We start from the raw sequence: 12,957 nt of genomic DNA, 5'->3' as shown, positions 1-12,957 counted from the left end.
TGCCGAGCAGCGGACCGGATCACGTCCCTTGCCGGGCGCGCGGACGATGCGACCCGGTGGGCGGTATGGGCGAACCTCGTGCCCGCTCGACTGGCTGAAGACCTTCGTCGGGCTTGAGGGACCGGCAGAACGAGAGTTCGTCTTCGAACCACTGATCGCCCCCGGTCTGCTGCAGACCGAGGCGTACGCGGAGACCGTCACGACAGACACACCCAGAGTGCGCGCTGACCACGGCGAACGGTTCGTGGGCCTCCGCACGGCACGAGCACCACGTCTCAGTGAAGGCGAACGTCTGCTCCACCTGCACGCTGTGACCGGAGAAGCAGCCCCGCGCCTGAAGGTCGGTACCCCGGAGGTGCGTCGGGATCAGCTCAGACATCTGGTGCGGACGGCGGACCTGCCCAATGTGACCACACAGGGTCTCCGCCCTGAGGACGGACCGCACACCGCGACGACCGGTCAGTTCGTCATCCTGGACTTCGAGGAGGCACGGTCGATCGCCTATGCCGAGCTGCACGACGGCTCCGTCCACGTTCAAGATCCCGACCAGGTGCACTCCTCTAACCTGGTGGCGGAGAACCCGCGGCATGTCGCGCTCGGCCCCACACCGTCATCCGCCTTGATCAGGTCGATGATCGAGGTTGAGTACGTCCGGAGGAGCGCGCCATGCACGCATCGACTCGACACGGCGGCGGCTGGCGGAAGTCCACTCGGAGCGCGAACAACGGCACCTGCGTCGAATCGGCCTGCACAGCCGACGCCCATGCCGTCCGCGACAGCACGTCACCTCGTAGCGGAAAGCCATGCCTGACGCCCGACCAGTCGGCTGACTTCTTCGCCTCCATCAAGGCGGGCCGCTTCGACGGACGTCGAGCAGACGGCGGGGCGAACTGTTCCCGAGCTCCTCGCCGACAGGAACGGACCCCGGACAGCATCACGGCCGGGCCCGATCGGGCCCGGCCGTGATGGATCGGCGACTCCCCCCGGAGTCGCCCTACCCCGAGACGGGGTCTTGTTCAGACCGTGAAGCCGAGCGCACGCAGCTGCTCACGGCCCTCGTCGGTGATCTTCTCCGGGCCCCACGGCGGCATCCACACCCAGTTGATGCGGACGTCGTCCACGAGGCCGCCGCCGGAGCCGCCGGTCAGCGCCGCCCTGGTCTGATCCTCGATGACGTCGGTCAGCGGACAGGCCGCCGACGTCAGCGTCATGTCCAGGGTCGCGACGTTGGACTCGTCGACGGTCACGCCGTACACCAGGCCGAGGTCGACGACGTTGATGCCCAGTTCGGGGTCGACCACGTCGCGCATGGCCTCTTCGATGTCCTCGATCTCCGGCTTGTCGGCCCGGGGCGCGGGCGGCTCGGGGAGTCCCTCGACCCCGCGCTGCACCTGCTCGGCCTCCTGGCCGGGGTTCTGGTCTGCCACGCTGGTCATGCTGTCCTCACCTCGTCGACGACGCGGCTCACCGCGTCCTTGAACGCCATCCAGCCCAGCAGCGCGCACTTGACCCGCGCCGGGTATCTCGCCACCCCGGCGAAGGCGATGCCGTCGCCGAGGACGTCCTCGTCGGGTTCCACCTTGCCACGTCCCTGCATCAGCTCCAGGAACGCCTCCGAGACCGCCAGCACCTCGGGCAGGGGCCTGCCGACGACCAGGTCGGTCAGCACCGAGGTCGAGGCCTGGCTGATCGAGCAGCCCTGACCAGCGTACGAGACGTCGAGGACGGTCGCGGCCGGGTCGTGCGCGGACAGGGCGACCCGCAGGGTGACCTCGTCCCCGCACATGGGGTTGACCTGGTGCGACTCGGCGTCGAACGGCTCCCGCAGGCCGTGGCCGTGCGGATTCTTGTAATGGTCGAGGATGATCTCCTGATACATCTGGTCCAGCTGCATGTCAGGCCACCCCCGCGGGCGACGTCATCCCGCCCGAGTCGACGCCGAAGAACCGGCGGGCCTCCCGGACGCCCGCCACCAGCGCGTCGACGTCGGAGAGGTCGTTGTACAGGTAGAAGCTGGCCCGCACGGAGGCGGGAACGGCCAGCCGCCGATGCAGCGGCCAGGCACAGTGATGTCCGACCCGCACCGCGATGCCGAGGCTGTCCAGCACCTGCCCGGCGTCGTGGGGGTGGATGTCCTCCACGGTGAACGAGACCGCCCCGCCCCGGTCGACGGTGTCGGTCGGACCGACGATCCGCACGCCCGGCACGTCGGCGAGGCCCGCCAGCGCGGCCTCCGTCAGCGTCCGCTCGTGATCGGCGACGCGGTCCATGCCGACCACCCGCAGATAGTCCACCGCGGCGCCCAGCGCCACCGCCTGCGAGGTCATCGGCACGCCCGCCTCGAACCGCTGCGGCGCCGGAGCGAAGGTCGAGGCCTCCATCCGGACGGTCTCGATCATCGAGCCGCCGGTGAGGAACGGCGGCAACGCCGCCAGCAGCGCCCTCCTGCCGTACAGGACGCCGACCCCGGACGGGCCGAGCATCTTGTGGCCGCTGAACACGGCGAAGTCCACGTCCAGCGCGCGCAGGTCGACTGCGGCGTGCGGCACGGACTGGCAGGCGTCGAGCACGGTCAGGGCGCCCACCCGACGAGACAGTGCCACCAGCTCCGCCACCGGATTGACCGTGCCCAGCACGTTGGACTGGTGAGTGAAGGCGACGACCCTGGTCCGCTCGGTGATCATCGTGTCGGCGTCGGAGAGGTCGAGCCTGCCCTCGTCGGTGACGCCGAACCACTTCAGCGTCGCGCCGGTCCTGGCGCAGAGCTGCTGCCAGGGCACGAGGTTGGCGTGGTGCTCCATCTCGGTCACCACGACCTCGTCGCCGGGGCCGAGGCGGAAGCGCTGCGCCTCCGGTCCCGCCGTCGCCGCGTTGCCCATCGCGTAGGCGACGAGGTTGACGCCCTCGGTGGCGTTCTTGGTGAACACCACCTCGTCGTCGCCGACGCCGACGAAGGCCGCGATGCGGGCCCTGGCCGACTCGTAGGCGTCGGTGGCCTCCTCCGCGAGCTGATGCGCGCCCCGGTGCACCGCCGCGTTGGAACTCTCCAGGAACGCCCGCTCCGCGTCGAGCACCTGACGGGGACGCTGCGAGGTGGCGCCCGAGTCGAGGTAGACCAGCGGCTTCCCGTCCCGCACCGTGCGGGCGAGGATCGGGAAGTCAGCCTTGATGCTCGCGATGTCCAGCGGTGTCGCCGTGGTCGCCATGGCCGCCGCCTCCTTCTGTGTCACGATCCTCGCCCGTCTCCCGCGCCTGCCGTTCCTGCCCTGCCGTGTTCTCGTCCTCCGCTCGCCGCGTTCGCCCGCGGCGGAGGACGAGGACGACGACATCAGACGGCGGCGGTCTCCTTGCTGCCGGTGAACCGCACGTAGCCGTCCCGCTCCAGCTGGTCGGCCAGCTCCGCGCCGCCCGACTCCACGATCCGGCCGCCCGCGAACACGTGCACGTGGTCGGGCGCGATGTGCTTGAGGATGCGGGTGTAGTGGGTGATCAGCAGTACACCCCGCTCGCCGCCCGCGGTGTAGCGGTTGACGCCGTCGGAGACGACCCGCAGCGCGTCGACGTCCAGGCCGGAGTCGGTCTCGTCGAGGATCGCGAACTTCGGCTTCAGCAGGTCGAGCTGGAGGATCTCGTGCCGCTTCTTCTCACCGCCGGAGAAGCCCTCGTTGACGCTGCGCTCGGCGAAGGACGGGTCGATGTCGAGGTCCGTCATCGCCTCCTTGACCTCCTTGACCCAGTGCCGGATCTTGGGGGCCTCGCCCCGGACCGCCGTGGCGGCCGAGCGCAGGAAGTTCGACATCGACACACCGGGGACCTCGACCGGGTACTGCATGGCCAGGAAGAGGCCTGCGCGTGCCCGCTCGTCGACGGACATCTCCAGCACCTCCTCGCCGTCCAGCAGCACCGAGCCCGAGGTGACCTCGTACTTCGGGTGGCCTGCGACGGCGTAGGCGAGGGTGGACTTGCCGGAGCCGTTCGGCCCCATGATCGCGTGAGTCTCGCCCGCACGCACCGTCAGGTCGACGCCCTTGAGGATCTCCTTGGGCTCGTCGTCGGTGGACACCGAGACGTGCAGATCCTTGATTTCCAGAGTGGCCATCGGTCTTCGTTCTCCTGGTCTCGCGGTGAAGTCTGGGAAGGGTCCGGGCAGGGCGCGAGGTCAGCCCGCGACCCGGACGGCCGGGTCGACGTGGACCCAGCCCTCGTTGATCTCGGCCGGGAACACCGCCACCGGATCGGTGGCGGGCAGACCGGTCGGCGCCCCGGTGCGCAGGTCGAAGCAGGAGCCGTGCAGCCAGCACTCCAGGGCGAGCCCGCCGCGCCGGGTGACCAGCTCTCCCTCGGAGAGCGCCACCTCGGCGTGGGAGCACACGTCGTGCAGGGCGTGCACCCGCTCACCGTCCTTCACCAGGACGACGGGGACGCCGTCGGCCTGCACCCGGACGGGCGTCCGCTCGGCCAGGCCCGCCACCTCGCACACCGGGGTCATCGTCATGTGCCGACCGCCGCCAGCTCGGCCTCGATCGCCGCCTCCAGCCGCTCGCGGACCTCCGGAACGCGAATCTTCTGGAGGATCTCGCCGAAGAAGCCCCGGACGACGAGCCTGCGGGCGATCTCGACCGGGATGCCCCTGGCCTGGAGGTAGAACAGCTGCTCGTCGTCGAACCGGCCCGTGGCGCTGGCGTGGCCCGCGCCCTGGATCTCCCCGGTCTCGATCTCCAGGTTGGGCACCGAGTCGGCGCGGGCGCCGTCGGTGAGGATCAGGTTGCGGTTCAGCTCGAAGGTCTCGGTCGCCTCCGCCGCCGCCCGGATCAGCACGTCGCCGATCCACACGGTGTGGGCGCCCTCGCCCTGCAACGCGCCCTTGTAGACCACGTTGCTGCGGCAGTTGGGCACCGCGTGGTCGACCAGCAGTCGGTGCTCCAGGTGCTGCTCGGCGTCCGCGAAGTACACCCCCAGCAGCTCCGCGTCGCCGCCCCGCTCCCGGTAGGTGACGGTGGAGGCGATGCGCACCAGGTCGCCGCCCAGTGTGATCGCGAAGTGCCGCAGGGTGGCGTCGCGGCCCAGCGCCGCGTGCTGCGCGCCGACGTGGACGGCGTCGGCCGCCCAGTCGTGCACGGCGACGACGACCAGCCGAGCGGAGTCGCCGACCACGATCTCCACGTTGTCGGCCAGCGCACCGGAGCCCCGGTAGTCGAGCACGACCGTGGCCTCGGCGAAGGCCTCGGCCCGCAGCTGCACGTGCCCGTAGGCGCTCCGGCCCTCGCCGGGGCCGGTCACCGTGACGGTGATCGGATCGGTGGGGCGCGCGTCCCGGGGGACGGTGACCACCGTGGCCTCGGCGAAGCCGGACCAGGCCTGCGCGGCCACCCGGTCGGCGGGCACACCGCCGTCGCCGAGACGGGAGTCGCCGCGGTCCACGGTCTCCACCGTCACCGGCGCCTCGGCCGTGACCTCGACGGTGATGCGGCCGTCGCCCGCCGCCGATCCGTCGTGCAGGCCCGCGAGCCTGCGCAGCGGCGTGAACCGCCAGTCCTCTTCGCGACCGCCGGGGACCTCGAAGGCGGCCACGTCGTAGGAGGTGAACCGCTCGCCCCTGGAGGACTGCGGGATCACCGGTCCGCCGTGCGAGTGGGCCTTGCCCGCGACGCCCGGCGTGACGTCCGTGGTGTGAGTAGGTGTCGCCATCTCAGCCGACGGCCCCTTCCATCTGCAGCTCGATCAGGCGGTTCAGTTCCAGCGCGTATTCCATGGGCAGCTCGCGCGCGATGGGCTCGACGAACCCGCGCACCACCATGGCCATCGCCTCGTCCTCGGTGAGACCGCGCGACATCAGGTAGAAGAGCTGATCGTCGCTGACCTTGGACACCGTCGCCTCGTGCCCCATCGCCACGTCGTCCTCGCGGACGTCGACGTAGGGATAGGTGTCGGAGCGGCTGATCGTGTCGACCAGCAGCGCGTCGCACTTGACGGTGGACTTGGAGTGGTGCGCGCCCTTGTTCACCCGCACCAGACCTCGGTAGGAGGTGCGTCCGCCGCCCCTGGCCACCGACTTGGAGACGATGGTGGAGGAGGTGTGCGGGGCGAGATGGGTCATCTTGGCGCCCGCGTCCTGGTGCTGGCCCTCGCCCGCGAAGGCGATCGAGAGCACCTCGCCCTTGGCGTGCTCCCCCATCAGGTAGACCGACGGGTACTTCATCGTGACCTTGGATCCGATGTTGCCGTCGATCCACTCCATGGTCGCGCCCTCTTCGGCCTTGGCGCGCTTGGTGACCAGGTTGTAGACGTTGTTCGACCAGTTCTGGATGGTCGTGTAGCGACAACGACCGCCCTTCTTCACGATGATCTCCACGACCGCGGAGTGCAGCGAGTCCGAGCTGTAGATCGGCGCCGTGCAGCCCTCGACGTAGTGCACGTAGGCACCCTCGTCGACGATGATCAGCGTCCGCTCGAACTGGCCCATGTTCTCGGTGTTGATCCGGAAGTAGGCCTGCAGCGGGATGTCCACGTGCACGCCCTTCGGCACGTAGATGAACGAGCCGCCAGACCAGACCGCCGCGTTGAGCGCGGAGAACTTGTTGTCCCCGGCGGGGATCACCGAGCCGAAGTACTCCTGGAACAGCTCGGGGTGCTCCCGCAGACCGGTGTCGGTGTCCAGGAAGATGACGCCCTGCTCCTCCAGGTCCTCCCGGATCTTGTGGTAGACGACCTCGGACTCGTACTGAGCCGCGACGCCCGCGACCAGACGCTGCTTCTCCGCCTCGGGGATGCCCAGCCGGTCATAGGTGTTCTTGATGTCGGCGGGCAGGTCCTCCCAGCTGGTGGCCTGCTTCTCCGTGGAGCGCACGAAGTACTTGATCTTGTCGAAGTCGATTCCGGAGAGGTCGGCGCCCCAGTTCGGCATCGGCTTGCGGTCGAACAGGCTCAGCCCCTTGAGCCGGGTCTGGAGCATCCAGTCCGGCTCGCTCTTCTTGGCCGAGATGTCCCGGACCACGTCCTCGTTCAGACCTCGGCGAGCGCTGGTGCCCGCGTCGTCGGAGTCGGCCCAGCCGTACTCGTAGTTGCCGAGAGTGGCCAGCGTCTCCTCCTGGGTCAGCGGCTGCTGGCCCGTTGCGGTCGGCGCAGTGGTGGGTGTTCGCTGCTCGGCAGCGGCAGTCATGCGGGTTCCCCTCCATCCGGATTCGGGGCGGTCTGAACTGGTGTCGCGGGAGCGGGCACCAGACGGGCGGTCGATCTGCCGGGGGATTCCGGCCGATCGCTGTGCTCCGCCGCTCGTTCGACGAGCGGAACGTGCGTGGTGCACGCCGCATCACCGCGAGCGATGGTGGCCAGTCGCTGAACGTGGGTGCCGAGCAGGTCGGCGAACAACGCCGTCTCGGCCTCGCAGAGCTGCGGGAACTCCGCCGCGACATGCGCCACGGGACAGTGATGCTGGCAGAGCTGCTCCCCCGACCCGACGCGGCGGGTCGAGGAAGCGTAACCCTCACGGGTGAGCGCCTCGGCGAGTGCTTCGGCGCGCGTCGCGGGGTCGGGCGCGGCGGACACCGCGCCCCGGTGCCGGTCGACCAGTTCGGCCACCCGTTGCCGGGCGAAGGCCGTCACGGCCTGTTCCCCGACGTGCTCGCCGAGGAACCGCAGCGCGGCGACCGCCAGGTCGTCGTAAGCGTGACCGAATCGGGTGCGTCCCGCCTCGGTGAGCAGGTAGAGCCGGGCGGGCCTGCCTCGGCCGCGCGGGCCGCGGGGAGCCTGCCTGGTGCAGGCCTGCCCGTCGGCGATCATCGCGTCGAGGTGCCGACGCACCGCCGCCTGCCCCAGGCCCAGTTCCTCGGCGATGGCGGCGGCGGTGGCGGGCCCGTGCTCGAGGAGCAGTCTGGCCACGGTGTGACGGGTTCGCCCCTCGGAGGAGGATGTGGCCGAGGCGGGGGCCGTCACCTGGGTCGACGCGGGCGACGTCTCCGAGGACTCGGGCCTGCCCGTCTCGGCGGCGATGTCGTCCGCCTCGCCGTGGACCGACCGTGCGTGCTGGACCGCGCCGGGCACCGGGATAGGGTGCTCGGCGTCGTTCGCAGCCCCAGCGGGCGACCCGACGAATTCCACAACGCGAATGTTACCTAATTCGTCCGGGCGATCAACCAGCAGGTCCGTCGGGGTGAGCGTCATCACGGCGGGGCGCACGCCACGCCTGCCCGCGTGCCGCACGAGGGCACATGAGCCTCTCCCGCCCTCCTTGCTCCCGCCCCTGGCGGCGCGGCGGCGAACCGACCCGTGATCGCGGACGATGTCGACCTCGAACGCCTCCGTCGGGAGCGAGCCCGGCCCCGGCACGCGACGCCGACGGCCCGTCACGCGGCGAACGGCCGCCGAATTCCCGACGCGCCGCGGAACTTGCCCCATCCGGCGTCCGCCGACACTCCGTCACGGCTACCCTTCTGCCCCGTGATGTCGGGCGAGGCGATCGGCGGTCAGGCGATCAGCAGTGGATCAGGCGACGAGGGGCAGGCGACCGATCCGCCGACGACGTCCGAGCCGGCCGCCGCGAAGGCGGGCAGGCACCGCGACCCGGACCCCGGCGGGGACGACGAGAACCCGGCCGACGTCGCGGAGGCCGACTCGACGAAGACCGACCGCCCCGCCGGACCGCCGGAAGCCCTGAACGCCGACGAGCATCGCAGCCTCGACGCGGTCCGCCGCTTCGGCACCGTCGCCGCCCTGCTGATGGCCGTCGGCGCGTTGGGCGCGGGCGCCGCGCCGGTGATCAACCCCGTCTCCGGAGTCCGCTTCCTCGGGCTGCTGTCGCGGATGCCCACGGTCGCCCTCGCGGTCACCTACACCGGAATGATCATGCTGGTGGCCTCGTGGCTGTGGCTGGGCAGACTCGCCAGACCCGGCCGCGAACGACTGCTGTCGCGCAGCCAGATGGACCGCACGCTGGTGATGTGGACGCTGCCCTTCGTCGTGGCGCCGCCGATGTTCAGCCGGGACGTCTACAGCTACCTGGCCCAGAGCGAGATCGCCGCGCGCGGCATGGACCCCTACGAGCTCGGCCCCGCCACCGCGCTCGGCGTCGACGACCCGTTGACCAGGGGCGTCACCAACATCTGGCGGGAGACCCCCGCTCCCTACCAGCCGCTGTTCCTGTTCCTGTCCCGAGGCATCACGGCCGTCGCCTCGGACAACGTCGTCGCGGGCATCCTGCTGCACCGCGTGCTCGCATTGGCGGGCTTCGCGCTGATCGTCTGGGCCCTGCCCCGGCTGGCCCGCCGCTGCGGCGTGCAGCCCGTCTACGCGCTCTGGCTCGGCGCGGCCAACCCGCTGCTGCTGTTCCACCTCGTCAGCGGCATCCACAACGAGGCGCTCATGATCGGCCTGATGATGGCGGGTCTGGAGATCGCCCTGGCTCGCTCGGTCTGGGCGGGCGCGGTGCTGATCTCGCTGGCGGCCATGATCAAGCTTCCCGCGGTGCTGGCCCTCGGCTTCCTCGGTGCGATCGTCGCCCGCCGCAAGGGCGGCCGCATTCCAGACCTGCTGCGTGTCGCCACCGCCTTCACCGCCGTGTTCGTCGCCGTCACGGTGGGGGTCTCGATGGGCAGCACGCTGGGCTTCGGCTGGATCGAGGCGCTGAGCGTGCCGGGCTCGGTGCGCAGCTGGCTGTCCCCGGTGACCGCCGTGAGCCAGACCAGCGCCGGACTGGGCATCCTGCTCGGCGTCGGCGACCACACGGACGCGGTGATCTCCCTGGCCAGGGCGATCGGCTACAGCCTCGCGGCGACGATCTGCGCCCGGCTGCTCTGGTCGGCCTTCCGCGGTCGGATCGAGCCGCTGGCCGGGCTCGGCGCGGGGCTCGGCTCGGTGGTCCTCCTCGGCCCCGTGCTGCACCCCTGGTATCTGCTTTGGGCCGCGATCCCGCTCGCCGCGTCGAGCACCCGGCTGCGATTCCGACTCACCGCCACCGCGTACTCCGCCGTGGTGGCGCTGTTGGTGGCCCCGACCGGCTCCGGATTCGACAGCCGCGTCTACGTGGTGGCGCAGGCCATGATCGCCGCGGTGGTGGTGTTCCTGCCTGCGATGTTCGCGATGCGCAAGCACGTTCCCCCGCGTGAGCCGCTGCTGCATCCGGCCGCGCCACCTCATTGAGCTAGTCTCCAGCGTCGTGACCACCACCGCCGACCAGCCCGCCGTCGAGGTCGAGAAGCTGGCCAAGCGGTTCCGCTCCACCGTGGCGATCGACGGACTGAGCCTGCGGCTCGACCGAGGTCGGGTGCTGGCGCTGCTGGGTCCCAACGGCGCGGGCAAGACCACCACCGTCGAGATCTGCGAAGGCTTCCAACGGCCCGATTCGGGCCGGGTGCGCGTGCTGGGCCTGGACCCGATCGCCGACGCGAACGCGCTCCGGCCGCGTGTCGGGGTGATGCCGCAGGGCGGCGGGGCGTATCCCGGCGTCCGCGCCGAGGAGATGCTGCGTCTGGTCGCCTCCTGCGCGGCGCGTCCGCTCGACGTCTCCTGGCTGTTGACGACCCTCGGGCTGGACAGCGCCCGGCGCACCCCGTTCAAACGGCTCTCCGGCGGCCAGCAGCAGCGTCTCTCCCTGGCGTGCGCGCTGGTCGGCAGGCCCGAGCTGGTGTTCCTCGACGAGCCGACGGCGGGACTGGACCCGCAGAGCAGGCACCTGGTGTGGGAGCTGATCGAGGCGCTGCGCTCCGACGGGGTCAGTGTGCTGCTCACCACACACCTGATGGACGAGGCCGAGCGGCTGGCCGACCGAGTGGTGATCGTGGACGGCGGTGCCGTCGTGGCCGAGGGCAGCCCCGCCGAGCTGACCAGCGAGGACGATCAGCGACTGCGTTTCCGATCACGCGCCGGGCTCGATCTGGCGCTGCTGACGACCGCGCTGCCCGACGGCTGCACCGCCCAGGAGATCAGCGCGGGCGAGTACGCCGTGTGCGGCAGGATCGACCCGCAGGTGGCCTCGACCGTGGCCGCGTGGTGCGCCCGCCATGAGGTGTTCGCCCAGGACATGCGGCTGGCCCGTCGCAGCCTGGAAGAGGTCTTCCTCGAACTGACCGGACGGGAACTTCGCTCGTGACCGAGACCGCCAGCCCCGCCGCCCGGTTCGCCCCGGGCAGCTTCCGCCCCGATCCGGGACGGGGAAACCTTCGTCGGATGCTGCTGGTCCAGGCGAGGACCGAGCTGATGCTGACCCTGCGGCACGGCGAGAACCTGCTGCTCACGCTGCTGATCCCGCTCGCGCTGCTCATCGGGCTGAGCACCCTGGAGGTCATCGAGCTCGACGAGCCGCGCATCGACGCGCTCGCCCCGCGCATCCTGGCGCTGGCGGTGATGTCGACGGCGTTCACCGGACAGGCCATCGCACTCGGCTTCGATCGCCGTTACGGCGTGCTCAAGCGGCTGGCCGCCACGGCGCTGCCCCGGTGGACACTGGTCTGCGGGCGGGTGCTGGCGACCTTCGGCGTGGTCGCCGTCCAACTCGTGGTGCTGGGCGCCGTCGCGCTGCTGCTGGGCTGGTCACCGACTCCGGCGGGCCTCGGCTACCTGCTGCTGCTCCTCGTGCTCGGCACCGTCGTCTTCGGCGCGCTCGGCGTGCTGCTCGGCGGCTCGCTGCGTGCCGAGGTGGTGCTGGCCCTGGCGAACACGGTCTGGTTCGCCCTGCTGCTGGCGGGCGGAGTCGTGGTGCCGCTGGACGTCCTGCCGGACGGAGTCGCCTCGGTCGTGGCCTGGCTCCCCTCGGCCGCCTTCGCCGAGGGGATGATCTCGGCCACGACCGCGGGCGCCGCTCCCGGCTGGCAGCCGATCGCCGTGCTCCTCGGCTGGGGTGTCGCGGCGGGTGCGCTGGCGATTCGCACCACCAGGCTCACCTAGCGTGACGTGCGGGGCGGCGTTCGGCCCGATTCGGGGCGGGTCATACGATGCATGCCGTGCCGCAGCGAGACGCCTCCTCCCGTGTGACCGATCGGCTTCCGAACGTCGGATCGCGGGTGATGCGGCTGCTCTTCCTGATCAACCTGATCTGTCAGACCGTCATCGCCGTCACCGGCTCGGTCGTCCGGGTGACCGGCTCCGGTCTGGGCTGCGATGCCTGGCCGGAATGTCATCCCGGCAGCATGGTGCCCGTGGCGCACCCGGAGATGGACGCCATCACCCAGTGGATCGAGTTCGGCAACCGGCTGCTGTCGGTCGGGATCGGCGCCGTCGCGCTGCTCTGTCTGCTCGGCGCGCTGGGGCTGCGGCCGCGCAGGCCGAGGGTGGTCCGTCTCGCCGCGATCACGCTGGCCGGGACGCTGCTCCAGGCGCTCATCGGCGGCATCACTGTCTGGATGGACCTGACCTGGTGGACCGTGGCGACGCACCTGCTCGTGTCGATGTGCCTGGTGTGGACGGCCGTCATCATGCTGCGTTCCGCGAACGAGGGTGATCGGGAGCCGCGCAGGCTGGTTCCCGCCGCGATCCAGCACCTCGCGGGCGTCGCCACCGGAGTCCTCGCCGCACTGATCATCATGGGCACGCTGGTCACGGCGGCGGGCCCGCACGCGGGCGACCCGAACACGCCCCGCCTCGATCTGCCGATCGACGTGCTGGCGCAGGTGCACGCCGAGCTGCTGTTCCTCTTCCTCGGCATGCTCATCGCCCTGGCCTTCATCTTCCGTGCCGTGGAAGCGCCCGCGCGGGCGTGGCGCGGCTACTGGTGGCTGCTCGGCGTCGTGCTGGCACAGGGCGCGATCGGCATGGTCCAGTACTGGACCGGGGTGCCCGAGGTGCTGGTCACGCTGCACGTCCTCGGCGCCGCACTCGTCGTGGTGGCCTGTGCCTGGCTCTGGACGACTCTGCGCGACCGCGGCCCGGCACCCGCCGCGTTCGACGCGGCCCGCCCGAACCGGAAGCCGACCGGCCGTCGCGGCGAGTTCGCGTCCACCGGCTGACCGCCTCGTCGGTCGCCTCGGG

The 12,957-nt window shown here is 71.0% G+C and carries 13 protein-coding genes and 1 pseudogene; 6 read left to right on the top strand and 8 right to left on the bottom strand.

What is annotated here, in order from left to right:
• Positions 1–46 precede the first annotated feature (46 nt).
• Both AHOG_RS30490 and AHOG_RS11880 read left to right on the top strand, forming a co-directional pair.
• A pseudogene (locus AHOG_RS30490) lies at positions 47–568 on the top strand (DUF5753 domain-containing protein); the annotation flags it as partial.
• Positions 569–666: 98 nt separating this feature from the next.
• A complete protein-coding gene (locus tag AHOG_RS11880; protein WP_093941411.1) occupies positions 667–966 on the top strand; it encodes a DUF397 domain-containing protein in 300 nt (99 codons plus the stop codon).
• A gap of 50 nt (positions 967–1,016) precedes the next feature.
• Here the strand turns inward: AHOG_RS11880 and AHOG_RS11875 are convergent, their stop codons facing one another.
• From AHOG_RS11875 to AHOG_RS11840, 8 genes are all read right to left on the bottom strand, one after another.
• A complete protein-coding gene (locus AHOG_RS11875; protein WP_093941410.1) occupies positions 1,017–1,436 on the bottom strand; it encodes a metal-sulfur cluster assembly factor in 420 nt (139 codons plus the stop codon).
• Positions 1,433–1,894, bottom strand: a complete 462-nt coding sequence (gene sufU / locus AHOG_RS11870) for a Fe-S cluster assembly sulfur transfer protein SufU (protein WP_093941409.1) — start codon at positions 1,892–1,894, stop codon at positions 1,433–1,435. The genes AHOG_RS11875 and sufU overlap by 4 nt, the downstream gene beginning before the upstream one ends.
• Before the next feature lies 1 nt (position 1,895).
• The gene (locus AHOG_RS11865; RefSeq protein ID WP_093944384.1) at positions 1,896–3,206 is read right to left on the bottom strand and encodes a cysteine desulfurase; all 1,311 of its coding nucleotides are present in this window, start codon (positions 3,204–3,206) and stop codon (positions 1,896–1,898) included.
• A 122-nt stretch (positions 3,207–3,328) separates the two neighbouring features.
• Positions 3,329–4,099: a Fe-S cluster assembly ATPase SufC gene (sufC, locus tag AHOG_RS11860; RefSeq protein ID WP_093941408.1), complete on the bottom strand. Its 771-nt coding sequence runs from the start codon at positions 4,097–4,099 to the stop codon at positions 3,329–3,331.
• A 60-nt stretch (positions 4,100–4,159) separates the two neighbouring features.
• A complete protein-coding gene (locus AHOG_RS11855; protein WP_093941407.1) occupies positions 4,160–4,495 on the bottom strand; it encodes a non-heme iron oxygenase ferredoxin subunit in 336 nt (111 codons plus the stop codon).
• Positions 4,492–5,688, bottom strand: coding sequence for a Fe-S cluster assembly protein SufD (gene sufD, locus AHOG_RS11850; protein WP_093941406.1), 1,197 nt, complete (start codon positions 5,686–5,688; stop codon positions 4,492–4,494). The genes AHOG_RS11855 and sufD overlap by 4 nt, the downstream gene beginning before the upstream one ends.
• 1 nt (position 5,689) lies before the next feature.
• Positions 5,690–7,159, bottom strand: a complete 1,470-nt coding sequence (gene sufB, locus AHOG_RS11845; RefSeq protein WP_093941405.1) for a Fe-S cluster assembly protein SufB — start codon at positions 7,157–7,159, stop codon at positions 5,690–5,692.
• Complete coding sequence (locus tag AHOG_RS11840) at positions 7,156–7,932, bottom strand: helix-turn-helix transcriptional regulator (RefSeq protein WP_093944383.1); 777 nt, start codon at positions 7,930–7,932, stop codon at positions 7,156–7,158. The genes sufB and AHOG_RS11840 overlap by 4 nt, the downstream gene beginning before the upstream one ends.
• 507 nt (positions 7,933–8,439) lie before the next feature.
• Between AHOG_RS11840 and mptB the strand changes: the two genes are divergently transcribed.
• The 4 genes from mptB to AHOG_RS11820 are packed head-to-tail and all read left to right on the top strand — an operon-like array spanning position 8,440 to position 12,935.
• Positions 8,440–10,134: a polyprenol phosphomannose-dependent alpha 1,6 mannosyltransferase MptB gene (gene mptB / locus AHOG_RS11835; protein WP_169725933.1), complete on the top strand. Its 1,695-nt coding sequence runs from the start codon at positions 8,440–8,442 to the stop codon at positions 10,132–10,134.
• 16 nt (positions 10,135–10,150) lie between these two features.
• On the top strand, positions 10,151–11,083 hold the full coding sequence (locus tag AHOG_RS11830) for an ABC transporter ATP-binding protein (RefSeq protein WP_093941404.1): 933 nt from the start codon (positions 10,151–10,153) through the stop codon (positions 11,081–11,083).
• Positions 11,080–11,877, top strand: a complete 798-nt coding sequence (locus AHOG_RS11825; protein ID WP_376700026.1) for an ABC transporter permease — start codon at positions 11,080–11,082, stop codon at positions 11,875–11,877. The genes AHOG_RS11830 and AHOG_RS11825 overlap by 4 nt, the downstream gene beginning before the upstream one ends.
• Before the next feature lie 56 nt (positions 11,878–11,933).
• Entirely contained in the window at positions 11,934–12,935 is a 1,002-nt protein-coding gene (locus AHOG_RS11820) for a COX15/CtaA family protein (RefSeq protein WP_245856702.1), read from the top strand.
• The last annotated feature ends 22 nt before the right edge of the window (positions 12,936–12,957 follow it).

This window comes from Actinoalloteichus hoggarensis (genome assembly GCF_002234535.1).
GTDB classification, from domain to species: Bacteria; Actinomycetota; Actinomycetes; order Mycobacteriales; family Pseudonocardiaceae; genus Actinoalloteichus_A; species Actinoalloteichus_A hoggarensis.
This window is presented reverse-complemented; position numbering and strand designations above follow the sequence as displayed.